This window comes from Streptomyces thermoviolaceus (assembly GCF_045209695.1).
In the GTDB taxonomy this organism is placed as follows: domain Bacteria; phylum Actinomycetota; class Actinomycetes; order Streptomycetales; family Streptomycetaceae; genus Streptomyces; species Streptomyces thermoviolaceus.
In genome coordinates this window covers 2165955-2186926 of the sequence record NZ_CP109280.1, presented here as the reverse complement: position 1 = coordinate 2186926, position 20972 = coordinate 2165955, and the positions used below count along the sequence as shown (strand labels likewise).

19 protein-coding genes are annotated in these 20972 nt (G+C 73.9%); 10 read left to right on the top strand and 9 right to left on the bottom strand.

The features are described from left to right. The first annotated feature begins 71 nt into the window (after positions 1-71). Positions 72-809, top strand: a complete 738-nt coding sequence (locus OG899_RS09465) for a PH domain-containing protein (RefSeq protein ID WP_168131420.1) — start codon at positions 72-74, stop codon at positions 807-809. Between the two features lie 188 nt (positions 810-997). Here OG899_RS09465 and OG899_RS09460 read toward each other — a convergent pair whose 3' ends face one another. From OG899_RS09460 to OG899_RS09445, 4 genes are all read right to left on the bottom strand, one after another. After that, a complete protein-coding gene (locus OG899_RS09460; RefSeq protein ID WP_168131421.1) occupies positions 998-2644 on the bottom strand; it encodes a phospho-sugar mutase in 1647 nt (548 codons plus the stop codon). Between the two features lie 264 nt (positions 2645-2908). Beyond that, positions 2909-3733 (bottom strand): purine-nucleoside phosphorylase, encoded by an 825-nt coding sequence (locus OG899_RS09455; protein WP_125500572.1) that lies wholly within the window; start codon positions 3731-3733, stop codon positions 2909-2911. Between the two features lie 100 nt (positions 3734-3833). Next, complete coding sequence (locus OG899_RS09450) at positions 3834-4118, bottom strand: type II toxin-antitoxin system RelE/ParE family toxin (RefSeq protein ID WP_125500571.1); 285 nt, start codon at positions 4116-4118, stop codon at positions 3834-3836. Positions 4119-4187: 69 nt separating this feature from the next. Then, on the bottom strand, positions 4188-4625 hold the full coding sequence (locus tag OG899_RS09445) for a gamma-glutamylcyclotransferase (RefSeq protein ID WP_125500570.1): 438 nt from the start codon (positions 4623-4625) through the stop codon (positions 4188-4190). A gap of 84 nt (positions 4626-4709) precedes the next feature. On the opposite strand from OG899_RS09445, the gene OG899_RS09440 reads away from it, so the two are divergent. Both OG899_RS09440 and OG899_RS09435 read left to right on the top strand, forming a co-directional pair. Beyond that, positions 4710-6158, top strand: a complete 1449-nt coding sequence (locus OG899_RS09440; protein WP_125500569.1) for an NAD(P)H-quinone dehydrogenase — start codon at positions 4710-4712, stop codon at positions 6156-6158. A 247-nt stretch (positions 6159-6405) separates the two neighbouring features. Continuing rightward, positions 6406-7362 carry a DeoR/GlpR family DNA-binding transcription regulator gene (locus OG899_RS09435; protein WP_168131422.1) on the top strand — a complete coding sequence of 319 codons (957 nt, stop codon included), beginning with the start codon at positions 6406-6408 and terminating at the stop codon, positions 7360-7362. A 71-nt stretch (positions 7363-7433) separates the two neighbouring features. On the opposite strand, the gene OG899_RS09430 is transcribed toward OG899_RS09435, so the two are convergent. Next, a complete protein-coding gene (locus tag OG899_RS09430; RefSeq protein ID WP_406310985.1) occupies positions 7434-9206 on the bottom strand; it encodes an acetyl/propionyl/methylcrotonyl-CoA carboxylase subunit alpha in 1773 nt (590 codons plus the stop codon). A 472-nt stretch (positions 9207-9678) separates the two neighbouring features. Between OG899_RS09430 and OG899_RS09425 the strand changes: the two genes are divergently transcribed. Beyond that, complete coding sequence (locus OG899_RS09425; protein ID WP_229814419.1) at positions 9679-10134, top strand: hypothetical protein; 456 nt, start codon at positions 9679-9681, stop codon at positions 10132-10134. Positions 10135-10179: 45 nt separating this feature from the next. On the opposite strand, the gene OG899_RS09420 is transcribed toward OG899_RS09425, so the two are convergent. The 4 genes from OG899_RS09420 to OG899_RS09405 form a co-directional block, all read right to left on the bottom strand. Beyond that, positions 10180-10803 carry a nucleoside triphosphate pyrophosphatase gene (locus tag OG899_RS09420; protein WP_125500840.1) on the bottom strand — a complete coding sequence of 208 codons (624 nt, stop codon included), beginning with the start codon at positions 10801-10803 and terminating at the stop codon, positions 10180-10182. Positions 10804-10872: 69 nt separating this feature from the next. After that, complete coding sequence (gene mmpB, locus OG899_RS09415; protein ID WP_260604228.1) at positions 10873-11001, bottom strand: morphogenic membrane protein MmpB; 129 nt, start codon at positions 10999-11001, stop codon at positions 10873-10875. A gap of 105 nt (positions 11002-11106) precedes the next feature. Beyond that, positions 11107-11325 (bottom strand): acyl-CoA carboxylase epsilon subunit, encoded by a 219-nt coding sequence (locus tag OG899_RS09410; protein WP_251506988.1) that lies wholly within the window; start codon positions 11323-11325, stop codon positions 11107-11109. Beyond that, positions 11322-12932: an acyl-CoA carboxylase subunit beta gene (locus tag OG899_RS09405; RefSeq protein ID WP_406310984.1), complete on the bottom strand. Its 1611-nt coding sequence runs from the start codon at positions 12930-12932 to the stop codon at positions 11322-11324. Before OG899_RS09405 ends, OG899_RS09410 begins: the two co-directional genes overlap by 4 nt. 109 nt (positions 12933-13041) lie before the next feature. On the opposite strand from OG899_RS09405, the gene OG899_RS09400 reads away from it, so the two are divergent. The 6 genes from OG899_RS09400 to hutH all read left to right on the top strand — a co-directional run bounded on the left by OG899_RS09400 (position 13042) and on the right by hutH (position 20920). Next, positions 13042-13917 carry a biotin--[acetyl-CoA-carboxylase] ligase gene (locus OG899_RS09400; RefSeq protein ID WP_168131903.1) on the top strand — a complete coding sequence of 292 codons (876 nt, stop codon included), beginning with the start codon at positions 13042-13044 and terminating at the stop codon, positions 13915-13917. 344 nt (positions 13918-14261) lie between these two features. Continuing rightward, on the top strand, positions 14262-15428 hold the full coding sequence (locus OG899_RS09395; RefSeq protein ID WP_168131902.1) for an adenylate/guanylate cyclase domain-containing protein: 1167 nt from the start codon (positions 14262-14264) through the stop codon (positions 15426-15428). Positions 15429-16064: 636 nt separating this feature from the next. After that, positions 16065-16217 carry a hypothetical protein gene (locus OG899_RS09390; RefSeq protein ID WP_189428222.1) on the top strand — a complete coding sequence of 51 codons (153 nt, stop codon included), beginning with the start codon at positions 16065-16067 and terminating at the stop codon, positions 16215-16217. A gap of 546 nt (positions 16218-16763) precedes the next feature. Continuing rightward, the gene (locus OG899_RS09385; protein ID WP_125500006.1) at positions 16764-17558 is read left to right on the top strand and encodes an enoyl-CoA hydratase/isomerase family protein; all 795 of its coding nucleotides are present in this window, start codon (positions 16764-16766) and stop codon (positions 17556-17558) included. Between the two features lie 223 nt (positions 17559-17781). Beyond that, positions 17782-18930, top strand: a complete 1149-nt coding sequence (locus tag OG899_RS09380) for a GGDEF domain-containing protein (RefSeq protein WP_125500005.1) — start codon at positions 17782-17784, stop codon at positions 18928-18930. Positions 18931-19381: 451 nt separating this feature from the next. Then, positions 19382-20920 carry a histidine ammonia-lyase gene (hutH, locus tag OG899_RS09375; protein WP_125500012.1) on the top strand — a complete coding sequence of 513 codons (1539 nt, stop codon included), beginning with the start codon at positions 19382-19384 and terminating at the stop codon, positions 20918-20920. Positions 20921-20972 lie beyond the last annotated feature (52 nt).

Below are 20972 nucleotides of genomic sequence, written 5' to 3'. Positions count from 1 at the left end.
GCCGGGCCGGGTCCCGGCGGGCGGGCACCGCGGCTGAGGCGGGCCCGGGACCGTCGGGCAGAATCGGGGCCATGACGACGCCCGAGCACGAGTCCCCCGCGCCGCAGCCGCCCGCGCCCGAGTCCCAGGACCGGGTGCACCGGTCGTCCGCGGGCATCGCCGCCGGAGTCCTGCTGCTCGCCCTCGCCCTGTGGCTGGGCTTCGACGCGATGGTCACCGGACACGGCCCCACGCCGTGGCGCGCGCTGGCCGCGATGCTGCTCGTGGTCCCGCTGGTGATCGCCTTCACCCTGCGCCCGGCCGTGTTCGTCGACCGGGACCGGCTGCGCATCCGCAACCCCTTCCGGATCATCGTCCTGCCCTGGGGGCAGGTGGCCGCGCTGCGCTCCGGCTACTCGAACGAGGTGGTCGCCGCCTCCGGCACCAAGTACCAGCTGTGGGCGCTGCCGGTGTCCCTGCGGGCGCGCAAGCGCGCGGCCCGGCAGGAGGCGAAGGCCGCCGCGGCGGGAGCACGCGAGGCGCAGGACGGCGGCGGCGCCCGCGGCGGCGCGTTCGGCCTCGGCGGACGGCGTGGCGTGCTCGGCGGCGGTGGCGGCCTCGGGGGCCGCGGCGTGGCCGCGGGACGGTCCGCCTCCGGGCCGCTGCGCGCCGAGACCGACCAGATCATGGCCGACCTGCGGGAACTGCACGAGGCCCGGTCCGGCGCCGAGAGCGCCCAGGGTGAGGTCTCGGTGCGCTGGGCCTGGGAGATCGCCGGGCCCGCGCTGGCCGGAGCCGTGCTGCTGCTGATCCTGTGGGCGATCGGCTGAGACCCGTGTGAGGGGCGTGCGCATCACGTCGTGCGAGTGCGGGAGAGCACCACGGGAGAGCACCCGCACGCCCCCGTACGACGACGGCGCCCCGGTGTCCGCGAGGACCGCCGGGACGCCGTCGTCGTACAGATGCGTCGTACAGATGCGTCGTTCAGATGAACGTACAGACGTCCGGGCGTTGGACGTCAGATGCCCGCTGCCGCCGCCAGGTCGCGCTTGAGCGCCGACAGCACCTCGGCCGCCTTCGCCCGGGCCGCCGGCAGGCCGGCGCGGTCGGCGACCGGGATCACCACCTCCAGGTAGCACTTCAGCTTGGGCTCGGTGCCGGAGGGGCGCACGATCACACGGGCGCCGTCGAGGGTGTAGCGCAGGCCGTCGGTCGGGGGCAGCGTGTCGGTGCCCCGGGTCAGGTCCTCGGCGCGGGTGACGGGCAGGCCGGCGAGCTCGGCCGGGGGCTGCTCCCGCAGCCGGCGCATGGCGTCGGCGATCAGCGACAGGTCCTGCACCCGCACCGAGAGCTGGTCGGTGGCGTGCAGGCCGTGCTCGACCGCGAGGTCGTCCAGGAGGTCGAGCAGGGTGCGGCCCTCCTCCTTCAGCTGCGAGGCCAGCTCGGTGACCAGCAGCGCCGCCGTGATGCCGTCCTTGTCGCGCACGCCGTCGGGGTCCACGCAGTAGCCGAGGGCCTCCTCGTAGCCGTAGCGCAGGCCCTCCACGCGGGAGATCCACTTGAAGCCGGTGAGCGTCTCGGCGTAGGGCAGGCCCGCCTGGTCGGCGATCCGGCCGAGCAGCGAGGAGGAGACGATGGACTCCGCCAGGGTGCCCTGCACACCGCGCCTGACGAGGTGGGCGGCGAGCAGCGCGCCCACCTCGTCGCCGCGCAGCATCCGCCAGTCGGCGCCGTCCTTGACGGCCACCGCGCAACGGTCGGCGTCCGGGTCGTTGGCGATCACCAGGTCGGGCTCGGCCGCGCGGGCCGTGGCGAAGGCCAGGTCCATCGCGCCGGGTTCCTCCGGGTTGGGGAAGGCCACGGTCGGGAAGTCCGGGTCGGGCTCCGCCTGCTCGACGACGAGGACGGGCGCCGGGAAGCCGGCCCGGGAGAACGCGGCGAGCAGCACGTCCTTGCCGACGCCGTGCATCGCCGTGTAGACGGTGCGCGCCGTGCGGGGGGAGCCGGGCGCGAGGACGGCGTCGGTGCGCGCGAGGTAGGCCTGAAGGACCTCGTCGCCCAGGACCTCCCAGCCGGACTCGGGTCGGGGGACCGCGTCCAGGCTGGTGATCGCGTCGATCTCCGCGGCGATCTCCGCGTCGGCGGGCGGCACGATCTGCGAACCGTCGCCGAGGTACACCTTGTAGCCGTTGTCGCGGGGCGGGTTGTGGCTGGCGGTGACCTCCACGCCGGCGACCGCGCCGAGGTGCCGGATGGCGAAGGCGAGGACCGGGGTGGGCAGCGGGCGGGGCAGCACGGCGGCTCGCAGGCCCGCTCCGGTCATCACGGCGGCGGTGTCCCGGGCGAAGTCCGCGGACTTGTGGCGGGCGTCGTAGCCGATGACGACCAGGCCGGCGTTCTCGCCGCCGTGCGGGGTGCCGTTCTTCTTCAGGTACGCGGCGAGGCCGGCGGCGGCGCGGATGACGACGGAACGGTTCATCCGCATCGGGCCGGCACCGAGTTCGCCGCGCAGGCCGGCGGTGCCGAACTGGAGGGTGCCGGCGAAGCGGGCGGCGAGTTCCTCGGTGTCGCCCTGGTCGATCAGGGCGGCGAGTTCGGCGCGCGTCTCGGCGTCGGGGTCCTCGGCGAGCCATGCCCTGGCCCGTGCGATGAGATCGTCGTGCACGGTTGCGTCAGCCTCTCGTGTGGGTGCGGGTGCTTCGGCCGGGTGCCTCCGGCCGTGACGGCGGGGGTGCCTGCGGGCGGGGCGGGACGGGCGCGGGCGTCCGCGCCGGTGCCGCCGCGGAGTGCGGTGCCGGCACCGGCGCAGAGGTCACCGTCCGGTGCGCGGTCCGCCGGGCGCGGCGGGGGACGGACGAACCCCCGCGGCCTGTGCGGCGTGCGCGGGGGTACGGACCGCCCCGGGACGTCCCGCGGGTGCGGGTGGTGGTTACAGGCGCTCCAGGACCTGGGCGAGCAGGGCGCCCATGCGGGTGGCGCTGTCGCGGCCGGCCTGGAGGACCTCCTCGTGGTTGAGGGGCTCGCCCGTCATGCCGGCGGCCAGGTTGGTCACCAGGGAGATGCCGAGCACCTCGGCGCCCGCCTCACGGGCGGCGATGGCCTCCAGCACCGTGGACATGCCGACCAGGTCGGCGCCCAGCACCCGGGCCATGCGGATCTCGGCCGGGGTCTCGTAGTGCGGGCCGGGGAACTGGGCGTAGACGCCCTCCTCCAGGCTGGGGTCGATCTCCTTGCACAGGGCGCGCAGGCGCGGCGAGTACAGGTCGGTGAGGTCGACGAAGTTGGCGCCGACGATCGGGGAGGTCGCCGTCAGGTTGATGTGATCGCTGATCAGCACCGGCTGGCCGGGGCGCATGCCCTCGCGCAGGCCGCCGCAGCCGTTGGTGAGCACCACGGTCTTGCAGCCGGCCGCGACCGCGGTGCGCACACCGTGCGCGACGGCGGCGACGCCGCGTCCCTCGTAGTAGTGGGTGCGGCCGAGGAAGACCAGGGCGCGCTTGCTCCCCGTGCGGTACGAGCGGATCTTGCCGCCGTGGCCCGCGACGGCCGGCGGCGGGAAGCCGGGCAGCTCGGTGACCTGGATCTCCGCGTCGGGGGTGCCCAGCGCGTCGACGGCCGGCGCCCAGCCGGAGCCCATCACGAGGGCGACGTCGTGGGTGTCGGCGCCCGTCAGCTCGCGCAGGCGGGCCGCGGCGGCGTCGGCGGCGGCGTACGGGTCGCCCTGGAGGTCGTCCGGAAGTTCAGTTGCGTTCACGCGGACGAGGGTAGCTCGAAATCGCCTACGCGCGTAGATGCCGGGTGCGCGGGAAACGGATCGTTGCCGTGTCGTTTCCGGCGGAGCCCGTACGGGCGCCTCAGCCCTCGTCCGTGACCAGGACGTCCTTGTCGTTGAAGACCTCGACGATGAAGATCAGCAGCCGGCCGCGGCTGACCGTGTATTCGACGAGGATGTTCTGGGTGAGCCGGATCGTGCGGTCGTCACCGGTGGAGCCGATGGGGCGGGAGACCGGCAGGAAGGGATCGCGGGCCAGAAGGGCGATGCCCTTGTCGAACGCGGGACGCTGCTGGTCGTCCAACCGGTCGCGGGCCGCTGCTGCCTGCTCGGTGAAGTAGACGTCGTACGTGGCGATGGGGGCCATGGCGTCTCCCGTCCTGGTCGGTCACCCGATTCTAGGGACGTCGGCGGTCGGCGGGGGCGTCGTCCCCGGTCAGCACGGGCGTTTGCGCAGCTCCATCACATAGTCGTGGGGTGCGCCCGCCGACTCCGCCGCGTCCGCGATCCCGCCCAGGTAGCGGGCGGAGGGCAGACCGCCCTCGTAGGCGTCGAGGACGTACAGCCAGGCGGACTCCTCGCCGTCGAGGGTGTGGACGCGCACCCGCATGCGCCGGTACCAGCCGAGGCCGACGCCCACCCAGCGGTCCAAGGACTCCTCGTCCATCGGGGCGATGTCGTACAGCGCGACGAAGACCTGGCTCAGCGGGTCCTCCACCACCGTCGCCAGGGCGCCGTCCCAGCCCAGGTCCTCACCGCCGAAGGTCAGCCGCCAGCCGTTCAGCCAGCCCGTGGCGCGCAGCGGCGAGTGCGGGGCACGGCGGGACATCAGCCGCGCGTCGAGGTTGCCGGCGTAGGCGGCGTAGAGCGACATGCGTCGAAGGGTACGGCAGTGGTAGCGGCCGTTCCGGCCGCTCCGTCGCCCCCCGGGACGTATGACCTTGAAGGGTGCGGGACAATGGAGTACGTGACTCGGATCGTGATCATCGGTGGCGGACCCGGCGGATACGAAGCGGCGCTGGTGGCCGCGCAGCTCGGTGCGGAGGTGACCGTCGTCGACTGCGACGGTCTGGGCGGAGCGTCGGTGCTCACCGACTGCGTGCCGTCGAAGACGTTGATCGCCACGGCCGAGGTGATGACCACCTTCGACTCCTCCCACGAGGAGCTGGGCATCATCGTCGCCGACGACACCCCGCACAAGGAACAGCCCGCCCGGGTGGTGGGCGTGGACCTCGGCAAGGTCAACCGGCGCGTGAAGCGGCTGGCGCTCGCCCAGTCCCACGACATCACCGCGGCCGTGACCCGGGCCGGCGCGCGGGTCGTGCGCGGCCGGGGACGGCTGGAGGGCGTGCAGGCCCTCGACGGGTCGCGCAAGGTCGTCGTCACCGCGGCGGACGGGAGCGAGGAGACGCTCACCGCGGACGCCGTGCTCATCGCCACCGGCGGTCACCCGCGCGAGCTGCCCGACGCCAAGCCGGACGGCGAGCGCATCCTGAACTGGACCCAGGTCTACGACCTCACCGAGCTGCCCGAGGAACTGATCGTGGTCGGCTCCGGCGTCACCGGCGCCGAGTTCGCGGGCGCCTACCAGGCGCTGGGCTCGAAGGTCACGCTGGTCTCCTCCCGTGACCGGGTGCTGCCGGGCGAGGACCCGGACGCGGCGGCCGTGCTGGAGGAGGTCTTCCGGCGGCGCGGCATGAACGTGATGGCGCGCTCGCGTGCCGCCGCGGCCAAGCGGGTCGGCGACCGGGTCGAGGTCACGCTCGCGGACGGCCGGGTCATCACCGGCACCCACTGCCTCATGGCCGTCGGCGCCGTCCCCAACACCGAGAACCTCGGCCTGGAGGAGGCCGGCGTCCGGCTGCGCGAGTCCGGTCACATCTGGACCGACAAGGTCTCTCGGACGACGGCTCCGGGCGTGTACGCGGCCGGCGACGTGACCGGCGTGTTCGCCCTGGCGTCGGTGGCGGCCATGCAGGGCCGGATAGCCATGTACCACTTCCTCGGCGACGCGGTGGCCCCGCTGGACCTGAAGACGGTCTGCTCCAACGTCTTCACCGACCCCGAGATCGCCACCGTCGGCTACACCCAGGCCGACGTGGACGCCGGCCGGATCGACGCCCGCTGCGTGAAGCTGCCGCTGCTGCGCAACCCGCGGGCGAAGATGCACGGCATCCGGGACGGCTTCGTCAAGATCTTCTGCCGTCCGGGCACCGGCATCGTGGTCGGCGGCGTGGTCGTCGCCCCGCGCGCCTCGGAACTGATCCACCCCATCTCGATCGCCGTCGACAACAACCTGACGGTGGAACAGATCGCAAACGCGTTCACCGTGTACCCCTCCCTGTCGGGCTCGATCGCCGAGGTCGCCCGGCAGCTGCACACCCGCAAGGTGACCGCCGAGGCGTGACACCCGGCGCCGGGACCAGGGCCGGGCGTGCGAGTCCGCTCGCGGCCCGCCCGAAGCCCCCGGTCAGCCGCCGTGCACGGCCGCGGACCGGGGCCCGGCACCGCCGGTCACGGACGGTCACCGGCCGTGCGGGGCCCCGACGGCACGGCGGGCGCATATACCACTTCCTGCCCCGCCGTGCGAACAACTTCTGTTATTCGGCGCAAACCGCTGAAAGCAGACGGTCGCTGGCGTTACTGTCTGTTTCGTGTTCGCTGCTGAACGTCGCCAACTGATCCTCGAAATGGTGCGAGCCAACGGCGCGGTGTCGCTCCGTGAACTCGCCCGCGTCGTCCAGACCTCCGAAGTGACCGTACGGCGGGACGTGCGCGCACTGGAGGCGGAAGGGCTGCTCGACCGCCGGCACGGCGGTGCCGTACTGCCGGGCGGGTTCACCCGCGAGTCCGGCTTCCCGCAGAAGTCGCACCTCGCGACGGCGGAGAAGACCGTCATCGCCGACCTCGCCGCGGGCCTCGTCGACGAGGGCGAGGCGATCGTCGTCGGAGCGGGGACGACCACCCAGGAACTGGCCCGCCGGCTCGCCCGGGTCCCCGGCCTGACCGTCGTCACCAACTCGCTGCTGGTCGCGCAGGCGCTCGCCCACGCCAACCGGGTGGAGGTCGTGATGACCGGCGGGACACTGCGCGGCTCCAACTACGCGCTCGTCGGCTCCGGGGCCGAGCAGTCCCTGCACGGGCTGCGCGTCTCCAAGGCCTTCCTGTCCGGAAGCGGGCTCACCGCCGAGCGGGGCCTGTCCACGTCCAACATGCTCTCCGCGTCCGTCGACCGGGCACTGGTGCAGGCCGCCGCCGAGGTGGTGGTCCTCGCCGACCACACCAAGCTCGGCGCGGACACCATGTTCCAGACCGTCCCCACCGAACTGATCACCCGCCTGGTGACCAACGAGCCCCCGGCCCACGACGAGCGCGCGGCCACCGAGCTGCAGGCCCTGGCCGACCAGGGCGTGCAGATCTCCGTGGCCGGCCCGACGGGCAAGCCCGTGCACGAGCAGCAGCCCGCGCGTTCGGAACGCCGCCGGGACGTCGCACTGCCCGGACCGCGCCGCGGTCAGGTCGCCGGTCCCTCCGCGCTGCGCTCGGCCCCGCTGGGCGCCGAGCAGCCCTCCGAGCGGGCCGCCCGGGTGGCCGACCTGCGTCGGCGCTGAACCGGCCCGACGAGGCCACGAGGCGCCCGGCGGCGTTCGGGTGAGCGCCGGGCGTGGGGCAGGGCCTGACGTCAGTCCTTGATCTCGCAGATGGGGGCGCCGGAGGTGATGGAGGCGCCGACCTGGGCGGTCAGGCCCTTGATGGTGCCGGCTTTGTGGGCGTTGATGGGTTGTTCCATCTTCATGGCCTCGAGGACGACGACGAGGTCGCCGGCCTGGACCTGCTGGCCGTCCTCGACGGCGACCTTGACGATGGTGCCCTGCATGGGGGAGGCGAGGGTGTCGCCGGTGGCGACGGGGCCGGTCTTGCGGGCGGCGCGGCGTTTGGGCTTGGCGCCGGCGGCGAGGCCGGTGCGGGCCAGGGACATGCCCAGGGAGGCGGGCAGGGAGACCTCCAGGCGCTTGCCGCCGACCTCGACGACGACGGTCTCGCGGCCGGTGTCGTCGTCGGTGTCGGTGTCGGCGGGGGTGGTGAAGGCCGGGATGTCGTTGGTGAACTCGGTCTCGATCCAGCGGGTGTGGACCGTGAAGGGGCCTTCCTGGCCGTGGATCTCGGGGGCGAAGGCGGGGTCGGTGACGATCTTGCGGTGGAAGGGCAGGGCGGTGGCCATGCCCTCGATCTGGAACTCGTTCAGGGCGCGGGCGGCGCGCTGGAGGGCTTCGGTGCGGGTGCGGCCGGTGATGATGAGCTTGGCGAGGAGGGAGTCCCAGGCGGGGCCGATGACGCTGCCGGTCTCGACGCCGGTGTCCAGGCGGACGCCGGGGCCGGTGGGCGGGGCGAAGCGGGTGACGGTGCCGGGGGCGGGCAGGAAGTTGCGGCCGGGGTCCTCGCCGTTGATGCGGAACTCGATCGAGTGGCCGCGCAGCGGGGGGTCGTCGTAGCCGAGTTCCTCGCCGTCGGCGATGCGGAACATCTCGCGGACGAGGTCGATGCCGGCGACTTCCTCGGTGACGGGGTGTTCGACCTGCAGGCGGGTGTTGACCTCGAGGAAGGAGATGGTGCCGTCCTGGCCGATGAGGAATTCGCAGGTGCCGGCGCCTTCGTAGCCGGCTTCCTTGAGGATGGCCTTGGAGGCGCGGTACAGCTCGGCGGTCTGCTCGTCGGTCAGGAAGGGGGCGGGGGCTTCTTCGACGAGTTTCTGGTGGCGGCGCTGCAGGGAGCAGTCGCGGGTGGAGACCACGACGACGTTGCCGTGCTTGTCGGCCAGGCACTGGGTCTCGACGTGGCGGGGGCGGTCGAGGTAGCGCTCGACGAAGCATTCCCCGCGGCCGAAGGCGGCCACGGCCTCGCGGACGGCGGAGTCGTACAGCTCGGGGATCTCCTCCAGGGTGCGGGCGACCTTCAGGCCGCGGCCGCCGCCGCCGAAGGCGGCCTTGATCGCGATCGGCAGGCCGTACTCGCGGGCGAAGGCGACGACCTCGTCCGCGCCGGAGACCGGGTCCGGGGTGCCCGCGGCCAGGGGAGCGCCGGCGCGCTGGGCGATACGGCGGGCGGCGACCTTGTCGCCCAGGTCGCGGATGGCCTGCGGGGGCGGGCCGATCCAGATCAGGCCCGCGTCCAGGACGGCCTGCGCGAAGTCGGCGTTCTCGGAGAGGAAGCCGTAGCCGGGGTGGATCGCGTCGGCGCCGGACTCCTTCGCGGCCTTCAGCACCTTCTCGACGTCGAGGTAGCTCGTGGCCGGGGTGTCACCGCCCAGGGCGTAGGCCTCATCCGCGGCACGGACGTGCAGCGCGTCCCGGTCCGGATCGGCGTACACGGCCACACTCGCGATCCCGGCGTCCCGGCACGCCCGGGCCACGCGGACAGCGATTTCGCCACGATTGGCGATGAGCACCTTGCGCACGATTGAGGCTCCCTCCTTGAAACAAGCCGAGTTTAGGGACAGCCGACACGGCACTTCGACCCGTCCCCGATGGTGAGCTTGCCCACACGGAGCGTGATGCGAGGCTTGCTCGACCCGCGAAATGCCCAAGTCGCACCGGTGGCACGCAGGGCTCCTCGGGAGAACCCTAGCCTTTCGGTGTGGTCAAGGTCTCTGTGAGGGGATGCTGCGGCCCGCCGCATTTCTTTGTGGAGATCCTACGAATGGCCCAACGATTCTTCGCCGTTCGCGGGACCCTCTCCCTGCGTCCACGACCCCTGGAACGTTCGAGGCGTCCACCATCCCCGGAACGTTCGGAGCGACCGCCCGCCGGATCGTCGACATCCGGACCCCTGACGAGAAGGGGGGTAGCCGCTGTAGCGTTCTCGCCGTCGGACTGTACTCGCGGTAACACGGCTCCGGGCGGAGCCAGCGTCGGAAGTGGGTGGGGCCGGTGGTGCGCAGACCGGTGGCGTGGCTGGTGACGGTGGTCCTGTTCGCCGAGGCGCTCGGCATCGCCGCGGTCAACTGGTTCCTCGGCGAGGTCGTCCACCGCCAGCGGATGTCCCTGGCCGGCCTGGACGCGGACCTGATGGCGACCTCGTCGAAGGCCGGCGGGGTGGTCTTCGGGCTCTACTTCGCCCTGTGCGGGGTGGCCGCCGCGGCGGTCGCCGTGCGGGACCGCCGCCCGGCGGGCCTGGGACGGATCCTGCTGATCAGTGCGGCCGTGGTGCACGGGCTGCTGGGCGCCTTCGCCTGGGGACTGGTGGGCTGGCCGGCGTTCCTGTTCATGGTCCTCGTGCTCGGCCTCGTCGTGCTGCTGCTGATGACCTACGACGCCGAGGAGGCCGGTCCCGACCGTGCCGCGCAGCCGCCGGTCACCCCGCCGGCCGAGCCCAGCGCCCCCTGACCCGGTGCCTTCTGCCCCGGGCCGCCGGGCGCCCGCGGGCGCCGCTCAGTCGTCGGTGGCAGGCGTCCACAGCTCGGTGATTGCGACACCCAGCTCCGCCAGCAGCCGGCGCACCAGGGGCAGGCTGATGCCGATGACGTTGCCGTGGTCGCCGTCGATGCGGTCGATGAACGGGGCGGAACGGCCGTCCAGGGTGAAGGCGCCTGCGACGTTCAGCGGTTCGCCGGAGGCCACGTACGCGGCGATCTCCTCGTCCGTCGGCTCCCCGAAGTGGACCACCGTGGAGGCGGTCGCCGAGGTGTAGCGGCCGGTGGACGTGTCCCACACGCAGTGCCCGGTCTGCAGGGTGCCGGCCCGCCCGCGCATCGCCTTCCAGCGGGCGACGGCCTCCTCGGCGTCGGCGGGCTTGCCCAGGGCCCGGCCGTCCAGGTCGAGCACCGAGTCGCAGCCGATCACCAGGGCGCCCTGCGCCTCCGGGCGGGCCGCCACCACGGACGCCTTGGCCTCGGCGAGCGCGAGTGCAAGCTCGGCGGGAGTGGGGGCGGTGACGGCGTCCTCGTCGACCCTGCTGACGATCACCTCGGGGTCCAGGCCGGCCTGGCGGAGCAGGCCCAGCCGGGCGGGGGACTGGGAGGCGAGAACGAGTCGGCGTCGCGGCTGGTCAGTCATGCGCTCAGCGTATCCGCGCCGGGCGGCGCACTCGCCCCCGCTCCCGTGGCCGGACGGCAGTCCGACCGGTCACCGCACGCCGATCACGACCATCGCCAGGACCATGGCCGCGGCCATGAGAAGGCCCAGCCGCCGGAGCATCGTCTGCGTCTCGCGCAGTTCCTTCGGCGGCTCGTCTCCCGGGTCGGACCACAGCATGCCTTCGATGGTCCGGCCGCGGGCCGGACCGGCGCCTGAGTACGCGTACTCAAGTTGCCGCACGCGGTCCCGGCGCCGACCGGGCGGCCGCGTGCGGCGGGCGGTTCAGCTGGGCCAGTAGGTGCGGGCCCAGGCCGTCGGACCGGGCTGCGGCAGCCGGTGCGCGGCGATGCGGGCCGGGTCGGCCCAGGAGTCCCGTGCCGCGGGCGCGCCGGACGGCAGCGAGGCCGCCGCCGCGGCGCGCGCCCTGACCACCGCCAGGGCGGCGGCGAGCTCCTCGGGGGTCGGGTTGCCTCGGACGACCTTGATCACAGCGTTCCTCACAGGGGGATGTTGCCGTGCTTCTTGGGGGGAAGGGTTTCCCGTTTGGTGCGCAGGTGACGCAGGCCGCGGACGATGTGGGAACGCGTCTCGGAGGGGGCGATGACGGCGTCGATGTAACCGCGTTCGGCGGCGATGTAGGGGTTGAGGAGGGTGTCCTCGTACTCGCGGACGAGCCGGGCGCGTACCGCCTCGACGTCCTCGCCGTTCGCCTCGGCCTCGGCCAGGGTGCGCCGGTGCAGGATGTTCACCGCGCCCTGGGCGCCCATGACCGCGATCTGCGCGGTCGGCCAGGCCAGGTTCACATCCGCGCCCAGGTGCTTGGAGCCCATCACGTCGTAGGCGCCGCCGAACGCCTTGCGGGTGATCACCGTGATCAGCGGCACGGTGGCCTCGGCGTAGGCGTAGATCAGTTTCGCGCCGCGGCGGATGATGCCGTCGTGTTCCTGCCCGACCCCGGGCAGGAACCCGGGGACGTCGACGAAGGTGAGCACCGGCAGGTTGAACGCGTCGCAGGTCCGCACGAACCGTGCCGCCTTCTCCGAGGCGTCGATGTCCAGGCAGCCGGCGAACTGCAGCGGCTGGTTGGCCACGATCCCCACCGGGTGGCCCTCCACCCGCCCGAACCCGGTGAGGATGTTCGGCGCGAACAGCGGCTGGGTCTCGAAGAACTCGCCGTCGTCCAGGACGTGCTCGACGACGGTGTGCATGTCGTAGGGCTGGTTCGCGCTGTCCGGGACCAGCGTGTCCAGCTCCAGGTCCTCCGCGGTGACCGTCAGGTCGGCCGGCTCGGGGTAGGCGGGCGGCTCGGACAGGTTGTTCGACGGCAGGTAGGACAGCAGCTGCTTGACGTACTCGACGGCGTCCTTCTCGTCCGCGGCCATGTGGTGGGCCACGCCGGAGGCGGTGTTGTGGGTGCGGGCCCCGCCCAGCTCCTCGAACCCGACGTCCTCCCCGGTGACGGTCTTGATCACGTCCGGGCCGGTGATGAACATGTGACTGGTCTGGTCGACCATGATCGTGAAGTCGGTGATCGCGGGTGAGTACACCGCGCCGCCCGCGCACGGGCCGACCACCAGGGAGATCTGCGGGATGACGCCGGAGGCGTGGGTGTTGCGGCGGAAGATCTCGCCGTAGGCGCCGAGCGAGGCGACGCCTTCCTGGATGCGGGCGCCGCCGGAGTCGTTGATGCCGATGACCGGGCAGCCGGTCTTCAGCGCGAAGTCCATCACCTTGGCGATCTTCTGCCCGTACACCTCGCCGAGGGCGCCGCCGAAGACGGTGAAGTCCTGGGAGAACACCGCGACCGGGCGGCCGTCGACGGTGCCGTAGCCGGTGACCACGCCGTCGCCGTAGGGCCGGTTGTGCTCCAGCCCGAAATGAGTGGAGCGGTGCCGGGCGAACTCGTCCAGCTCCACGAACGAGCCCTCGTCCAGCAGCAGCGCGATCCGCTCCCGCGCGGTCAGCTTCCCCTTCGCGTGCTGCTTCTCCACCGCACGCTCGGAACCGGCATGGGTCGCCTCCTGGATCCGCCGCTCCAGATCCGCGAGCTTGCCCGCGGTCGTACGGACGTCGATGTCGTTCTCTGGGCGCTGCTGCGGCTCGGACATCGCGATCGCGGCTCCCTGCCTGCTCGAAGGGGGGACGGTTACGCACCGCAGCGTAGTGGTCGCCGCACCGTTCGGCGGTGCGGTCTTTGCCACACCTAGGGTGGCTTGCATGACGTCCCGAAATACAGCAGAGCACACCACCGGTGGCGGCCGCAGCCGCTGGTCCGACCTGGACCGCCCGCCCCTGAACGCCGCCGCGCTCCGCCGCGCGCTGGTGCGGGAGGGAGGGCTGTGGACCGAGCTGGACGTGGTGCAGCGCACCGGCTCGACCAACGCGGACCTGGTGGCCCGGGCCGAGGCCGGGACGGCCGCCGAGGGCGCCGTTGTCGTCGCCGAGGAGCAGACGGCCGGACGCGGGCGCCTGGACCGCAGCTGGACCGCGCCCGCCCGCAGCGGCCTGATCTTCTCCGTGCTGCTGCGGCCGCAGGAGGTCCCCGTCGCCCGGTGGGGCTGGCTGCCGCTGCTCACGGGCGTGGCGGTGGCGACCGCCCTGTCCCGGGCGGCCGGCGTGGACACGGCGCTGAAGTGGCCCAACGACCTGCTGGTCACCGTCGGCGGCGAGGAGCGCAAGGCGGGCGGCATCCTGGCGGAGCGGGCCGGGGACGGCGTGGTCGTCGGCGTCGGCATCAACGTCACGCTCCGTGCCGACGAGCTGCCCGTGCCGCAGGCCGGCTCGCTGGTGCTGGCCGGCGCGGTGAACACGGACCGCGATCCGCTGCTGCGCGCGGTGCTGCGTGCCCTGGAGGACTGGTACGGGCGCTGGCGGGCCACCGGCGGCGACCCGGCGGCGTGCGGACTGCAGGAGACGTACGCGGCGGGCTGCGCGACGCTGGGCCGCCGGGTGAGGGCGGAGCTGCCGGGGGACCGGTCGCTCGTCGGCGAGGCGGTCGCCGTGGACGGCGACGGCCGGCTCGTCCTGGCCACCGACACGGGCGAGCGCGAGCCGGTGGGCGCCGGGGACATCGTGCATCTGCGGCCGGCGTGAGGGGCGGCCTCGCCGTCCGCGGACGAGTGAGGGGCGGCCTCGGCGTCCACGGACGACGGGGAGGGGGCTCTCCTGGCCTCTGCGGCCGGTGGTGAGAGAGCGCCCTCGGTGGCGTGGGCGGGCGCATCGGCGGCGCGGGGTGCGCCCCTTGTGGCGCATATGGTGCGTCACCGGTGGCACATGCCCCGGGCAGGCGCCCCCGTTCCGCCCCCCTGGGGCCGGGCGTGCTCCCGCCGCACCCGGCGGCTCCGCCGGGTCGAGTGAGCTGGCGCACACCTGCCGTAGAGTTGAGGCCGATGAAGCCGGTCGATACCTGACCGTGACAGATCGGAAGGGCAGCAGGCGTGACCGTCGACGACACGGGCTCCGGCGCGGACGCGGGCGGCCGGGTGGACCCTCCGCCATCCTCGCCCTCGCGTGAGCCGGGGGACTCCCACGACGCCGACTCCGGCGAGGATCCCCTCGCCCTGCGTCTGGAGCAGCTCATCCTGGGAGCGGAGCGGCGGTACACGCCGTTCCAGGCGGCCCGCAGCGCCGGGGTCTCGATGGAACTGGCCTCCCGCTTCTGGCGGGCCATGGGCTTCGCCGACATAGGACAGGCCAAGGCGCTGACCGAGGCCGATGTGCTGGCCCTGCGCCGACTGGCCGGCCTGGTCGAGGCGGGGCTGCTCAGCGAGGCCATGGCGGTGCAGGTGGCCCGGTCGACCGGCCAGACCACGGCCCGGCTGGCCGAATGGCAGATCGACTCCTTCCTGGAGGGGCTGACCGAGCCGCCCGAGCCGGGCATGACCCGGACCGAGGTCACGTACCCGATCGTGGAGCTGCTGCTCCCCGAGCTGCAGGAATTCCTCGTCTACGTCTGGCGGCGCCAGCTCGCCGCCTCGGCGGGCCGGGTGGTGCAGGCCGCCGACGACGAGGAGATGGTCGACCGGCGCCTGGCCGTCGGCTTCGCCGACCTGGTCGGTTTCACCCGGCTGACCCGCCGGATGGAGGAGGAACAGCTCGGCGAGCTGGTCGAGGCCTTCGAGACGACCGCCGCCGACCTGGTCGCCGCACGCGGCGGACGCCTGATCAAGACCCTCGGCGACGAGGTGCTGTACGTCGCCGACGACGCCGGGACGGCCGCCGAGATCGCCCTGCGGCTCGTCGAGACCCTCGCGGACGACGAGACGATGCCCGAACTGCGGGTGGGCATGGCGTTCGGCACCGTCACCACCCGGATGGGTGATGTCTTCGGGACCACCGTGAACCTCGCCTCCCGGCTGACGTCCATAGCGCCGCGCGACGCCGTGCTGGTCGACAGCGCGTTCGCCGAGGAGCTGATCCGCACCGGGCTGGCCCCGGCGTCCGAGGCGGAGGCCGCCGAGGCCGCGGCCGCCGCCGAGAAGGAGGGCAGGACGCCGCCGGTGTACCGGTTCGCGCTGCAGCCGACCTGGCAGCGCCCCGTCCGCGGACTCGGCTTGGTCGCACCGTGGCTGCTCAGCCGGAGGGACGGGGCCACGGCGTCGTGAGACCGGGGGCGGGCGTGCGTCGGGGCGCCTCACCGCACGTCAGCCCAGTACGACGCACAGTCCGATGACCGGCAGGCAGATGCGTGGCCCCGCGGACGGCGGTGCCGTGGGGGTGGGGGCCCGGGTGCTCGGGGCCGGTGCCGGAGCGGACGGCTGGGCGGGACGAACGGTGCTGGTCTGTGCCGGTGGGGTGCCGGTGGGGTGCGGGCGCCCCGGCGCGCTCGGACTGTCCGGGGTGTGCGCAGGCCGCGGCGCCTGCGAGGTGTGCGGGGCCGGAGCCCGAGGGCGGGGTGTCGAGGCGTTCGGTGGTGCGGGGGCCCGGCCGGCGGACCGGTGGTCGTCCGAAGAGGCGGCCGGGGCGACGGGCAGGGCGGAGGGTGACACGCCGCCGGCCGTGGACGGCGATGCTGCCGGCCCGGAACCCGTCGCTGTCCCCGTCACCGCTCCTGTTCCTGTCCCTGTCCCTGTTCCTGTTCCTGTTCCTGTTGTTCCTGTTTCCGTTCCCGTGACCGGCCGGGTGCTCGCCGTGTCCCCGGCCGTGCCCCGCGGGGACACACCGGCCGGAGCGCTCCCCGCGCCGACCGGATCATCGGCCGCCGGGCCGGTCGTGCGGTGGGCGCCGGGGTACCGGCCGGCGTGCGGGATGCCCGGGCCGCCCCCGCTGTCCTCGGGCAGCAGCTGGACGACGCTCAGCGCCCCGGCGGCCAGGGCGAGTCCGCCGGCGGTGAGAAGAACCTGGCGGGGCCGGGTGTGGAGCCGAGGACGGCGGTGTCGGCCGTGGGCTGCTGAGCCGGGCCGCCGGATCCGTGGGCGTGGGAGCCGGAGGGGTCGGGCGAGCCGAGGGCAGCACGGTCCGCGCGGGTCGGGGGTCCGGCCGCCCGGCGTCCGTGCCGCCCGTGCCGTTGTCCCCGGACGTGCCGTGCCCGGCTATGCCGTCCTCGGCCTGCCGGACCGTGGTTCTCTCCGTCGTCATCGCCGTCCTCCCGATGCGGTCGCGCCCCGGTACGCCGTGATGCGTCCGGTACGCCGCGGCGCACGCACGGTACGCATCGGAGCGAAAGCCGTGCGGGACTCGAGTGCGATGTCACCCGAATGGGGGTGCCGGGCCTGGACGGGCCGGGCGTTCCGCACCGGGCGCGGATGCCGCCGTCCGCCGCAAGGCTCTGCAGGCCCTGATGCTGCCGCCGTCCGCCGGAGTGCTTGCACGGCGTGTCGTGGACACGGCCGCCCGGCGTGCCCCGCCCGCCGGTTGTCCACAGCCCTTTTCCGGGGCCGTCGCGGCTGCGATGATCGGGATCGGTCGTCTTGTTAACTCGCGTTAACCCGGAGGGTGCCATGAACGAGGAGCGGTTCGGGGAGTTCGTGCTGGTGCGGCGGCACGAGTACGTCGCGGAGCTCGTCCTCGACCGGCCGAAGGCGATGAACGCCGTGTCCACCGCCATGGCCCGTTCCCTCGGCGCCGCGACCCAGGCGCTGGCGGCCGACCGGGACGCACGTGTGGTCGTGGTGACCTCCTCGCACGAACGGGCGTTCTGCGTCGGGGCCGACCTGAAGGAGCGCAACAGCTTCAGCGACGCCGACCTGATGAAGCAGCGGCCGGTCGCCCGCGCGGCCTACACCGGGGTGCTGGAGCTGCCGATGCCGACCATCGCCGCGGTCCACGGCTTCGCGCTCGGCGGGGGCTTCGAACTGGCCCTGTCCTGCGACCTGATCGTGGCCGACCGTACGACCGTGGTGGGGCTGCCGGAGGTCTCCGTGGGCGTCATCCCCGGTGGTGGCGGCACGCAGCTGCTGCCGCGTCGTGTGGGGGCCGCGCGGGCGGCCGAGCTGATCTTCACGGCCCGGCGGGTGGAGGCGGCGGAGGCGCACGAGCTGGGGCTGGTGGACCATCTGGTGGACGAGGGGAAGGACCGTGAGGAGGCGCTGGCGCTGGCCGGGCGGATCGCCGCGAACTCGCCGGTCGGCCTGCGGGCGGCCAAGCGCGCCCTGCGGCTCGGTCACGGCCTCGACCTGCGGGCCGGCCTGGAGGTCGAGGACGCGGCCTGGCGCACCACCGCGTTCTCCGGCGACCGGGCGGAGGGCGTGGCCGCCTTCAACGAGAAGCGCGCACCGCGCTGGCCGGGCGAGTGACACGTCACCGGCTACCGCAGCCGGGCGGCAGCTGCGGTACGCGTCGCCGCCCGCAGCCGGCTCCCGGTGCCGCCGGGTCACCCCCGCCGCCGCACGGTCCCGCACTGCGGCGGCGGAGCGCGGCAAGGCGCTGCCGCGACGGCACAGGAGAGGGGTGCCTCCGCCGCCAAACCCCCTCTCCCTGATCCGGCCCGATCCCTACGACACGGCCTAGCCTGGGGGAATGGGCGAGAACAGGCGGCTGGCCGCCGTCGTGGCGTTGGCGCAGGGGATGGCCGCGGCGCACACCCCGCGGGAGTCGTGGCGGGCGGCGGCGCTCGGGGCGTGCCGGGCGCTGGACGGCAGCTTCGCCGCCCTGTCGGTGTGGGAACGCGAACGCGGACGGCTGCGGGTGCTGGTGAACGTCGGGGACCGGGCGCCCGGGGAGGAGGAGTTCCCGGAGGACGAGACCTACCCGGTGCATCAGTTCCCGGAGATCACCGAGTTCCTGCACGAGCGCTGGGTCGCGGGCGGAGAGCCGAACGCCTGGGTGGAGACGGCCGAGGGGCCGACTGCCGGGCGGCCCGGCTACTGCCATCAGCGCGTCGCGGCGCTGCGCCGTCGCGGCCGCGGCTCCTGCGTGATCGCGCCGATCGTCCAGCACGGCCGTGCCTGGGGCGAGCTGTATGTCGCCCGCCGGACCGGCGCGCCGGTCTTCGGCCGGGCCGACGCGGATTTCGCGACGGTGCTCGCCGCCGTCGTGGCCGCCGGGCTGGCGCAGACCGAGCGGCTGGAGGAGGCCCGCAGGCTGGCGTTCACCGACGCGCTCACCGGGCTCGCCAACCGGCGTGCCGTCGACATGCGCCTGGAGGAGGCCATCGAGCGGCACCGTGCGGACGGCTCCGTCGTCAGCCTCGTGGTGTGCGACCTCAACGGGCTCAAGCGGGTGAACGACACCCTGGGCCACGCGGTCGGCGACCGGCTGCTGGAGCGGTTCGGTTCGGTGCTGTCGCTGTGCGGCGCGATGGTGCCGGGTGCGCTGGTGGCACGGCTCGGCGGAGACGAGTTCTGCCTGCTCGCGGCGGGTCCGCCCGCCGACAAGGTGATCAAGGCGGCCGAGGAGGTGTGCCGGCGCGCCGCCGAACTGGAGCTGGGGGAGGGCGTGGCTTGCGGCATCGCCTCCACCGAGCATGCGATCGGGCCGGTCCGGTCGGCGCGGCGGCTGTTCCGGCTCGCCGACGCCGCCCAGTACCGGGCGAAGGCACTGCGCGCCGACCGTCCGGTGGTCGCCGGCCGGGAAGGGCCGGACGACCCGGTGGTGCGCCTGGCCGACGAGCCGTCCCGGCCGCCCGACCCGGCGGAGCGCCGCCGCTTCCGCGGCCGCCGGCCGTGACGGGCGGCGAGTCACGCGGCGGGCGGCGAGACGCCCGGCGGGCGGAATCCCGGACCGGTCCCCGGACGGTGGCGCGCGGGGTACCCGTCCGCGGGCCTGGACGTGTGGCGTGCGCGGATACCCGGACCGGGCCCGGACGCGTGACGCGGGTACCCGGACCCGTCTCCGCGCCGCGGGCGGGTACTCGGACCGGGCCCGGACGCGTGACGCGGGTACCCGGACCCGTCTCCGCGCCGCGGGCGCGTACCCGGACCGGGCAGGACCGTGCTGTGCGCCGGTACCCGCATCGGGCCGGACCGGTGCTGCGCACCGGTACTCGGACCCGGACGCGTGCCGCGCGCGGGAGCCCGGGTGAGCAAGGAGAGGTGGGTGAGCAGGGAGAGGTAAGGGTCGCTCCCGCGGCTCACTGGTGACAGTCAGGAATTCACTGCGTACGCTCCTGAATATGGATATGCACACTGTGGTGGTGGGGACGTCCGGTGTCACCGCGTCCGACGTCCTCGCCGTGGCGCGCGGCGACGCGCGGGTCGAGCTCTCCGAGGAGGCGGTGGCCGCCCTCGCGGCGGCCCGGGAGATCGTGGACGCGCTGGCGGCCAAGCCCGACCCCGTCTACGGCGTCAGCACCGGCTTCGGTGCCCTGGCGACCCGGCACATCGGCCCGGAGCTGCGCACCCGGCTGCAGCGCAACATCGTCCGCTCGCACGCCGCCGGCATGGGGCCGCGGGTGGAACGGGAGGTCGTGCGGGCCCTGATGTTCCTGCGCCTGCGGACCGTGTGCACCGGCCGCACCGGTGTACGCCCCGAGGTCGCGCAGACCATGGCCGACCTGCTGAATGCGGGCATCACCCCGGTCGTGCACGAGTACGGCTCCCTGGGCTGCTCCGGCGACCTCGCCCCGCTGTCGCACTGCGCCCTGACGCTGATGGGCGAGGGCGAGGCCGAGGGCCCCGACGGCACCGTGCGGCCCGCCGCCGAGCTGCTGGCCGAGCACGGCATCCGGCCCGTCGAGCTGCGCGAGAAGGAGGGCCTGGCGCTGCTCAACGGCACCGACGGCATGCTCGGCATGCTGATCATGGCGCTGGCCGACCTCGAGGTGCTCTACAAGTCCGCCGACATCACCGCCGCCCTGTCCCTGGAGGCGCTGCTCGGCACCGACAAGGTCCTGGCCCCCGAGCTGCACGCGATCCGCCCGCACCCCGGCCAGGCGGACTCCGCCGCCAACATGCTCGCGATGCTGAAAGGTTCCGGCCTCACCGGTCACCACCAGGACGAGGCGCCCCGCGTGCAGGACGCCTACTCGGTGCGCTGCGCCCCGCAGGTCGCCGGCGCCGGCCGGGACACCGTCGCGCACGCCCGGCTGGTCGCCGAGCGGGAACTGGCCTCCGCCGTGGACAACCCGGTGGTGCTGCCCGACGGGCGCGTGGAGTCCAACGGCAATTTCCACGGCGCACCGGTCGCCTACGTCCTGGACTTCCTCGCCGTCGCCGCCGCCGACCTCGGTTCCATCGCCGAGCGCCGCACCGACCGGCTGCTCGACAAGAACCGCAGTCACGGCCTGCCGCCCTTCCTCGCCGACGACGCCGGTGTGGACTCGGGCCTGATGATCGCCCAGTACACGCAGGCCGCCCTGGTCAGCGAGATGAAGCGGCTGGCCGTGCCCGCCTCGGTGGACTCCATCCCGTCCTCCGCCATGCAGGAGGACCATGTCTCCATGGGCTGGGCGGCGGCGCGCAAGCTGCGCACGGCCGTCGACGATCTGACCCGTGTCCTCGCCGTCGAGCTGTACGCGGCCGCGCGCGCCGTCGAGCTGCGGGAGGGCCTGACCCCCGCCCCGGCCACCCGTGCCGTCATCGACGCCGCCCGCCGGGCGGGCATCGGCGGCCCCGGCCCGGACCGCTTCCTGGCCCCGGACCTGGCCGCCGCCGAGGCCTTCGTGCGGGACGGCAGGCTCGTCGCGGCCGCCGAGACCGTGACCGGCCCGTTGCGCTAGAAACCGGCCCGTTGCGCTAGAAACCGGCCCGTCGTGCTGGAGAACCGCGCGC

Excerpts from the sequence above, each read along its gene's own strand:
- OG899_RS09380 (WP_125500005.1), top strand. The coding sequence starts at position 17,782 with ATGGGCGAGAACAGGCGGCTGGCCGCCGTCGTGGCGTTGGCGCAGGGG.
- OG899_RS09440 (WP_125500569.1), top strand. The coding sequence starts at position 4,710 with ATGGAGTACGTGACTCGGATCGTGATCATCGGTGGCGGACCCGGCGGA.
- OG899_RS09465 (WP_168131420.1), top strand. The coding sequence starts at position 72 with ATGACGACGCCCGAGCACGAGTCCCCCGCGCCGCAGCCGCCCGCGCCC.
- OG899_RS09400 (WP_168131903.1), top strand. The coding sequence starts at position 13,042 with ATGACGTCCCGAAATACAGCAGAGCACACCACCGGTGGCGGCCGCAGC.
- OG899_RS09405 (WP_406310984.1), bottom strand. The coding sequence starts at position 12,932 with ATGTCCGAGCCGCAGCAGCGCCCAGAGAACGACATCGACGTCCGTACG.
- OG899_RS09420 (WP_125500840.1), bottom strand. The coding sequence starts at position 10,803 with ATGACTGACCAGCCGCGACGCCGACTCGTTCTCGCCTCCCAGTCCCCC.
- OG899_RS09385 (WP_125500006.1), top strand. The coding sequence starts at position 16,764 with ATGAACGAGGAGCGGTTCGGGGAGTTCGTGCTGGTGCGGCGGCACGAG.
- OG899_RS09450 (WP_125500571.1), bottom strand. The coding sequence starts at position 4,118 with ATGGCCCCCATCGCCACGTACGACGTCTACTTCACCGAGCAGGCAGCA.
- hutH (WP_125500012.1), top strand. The coding sequence starts at position 19,382 with ATGCACACTGTGGTGGTGGGGACGTCCGGTGTCACCGCGTCCGACGTC.
- mmpB (WP_260604228.1), bottom strand. The coding sequence starts at position 11,001 with ATGCTGTGGTCCGACCCGGGAGACGAGCCGCCGAAGGAACTGCGCGAG.
- OG899_RS09445 (WP_125500570.1), bottom strand. The coding sequence starts at position 4,625 with ATGTCGCTCTACGCCGCCTACGCCGGCAACCTCGACGCGCGGCTGATG.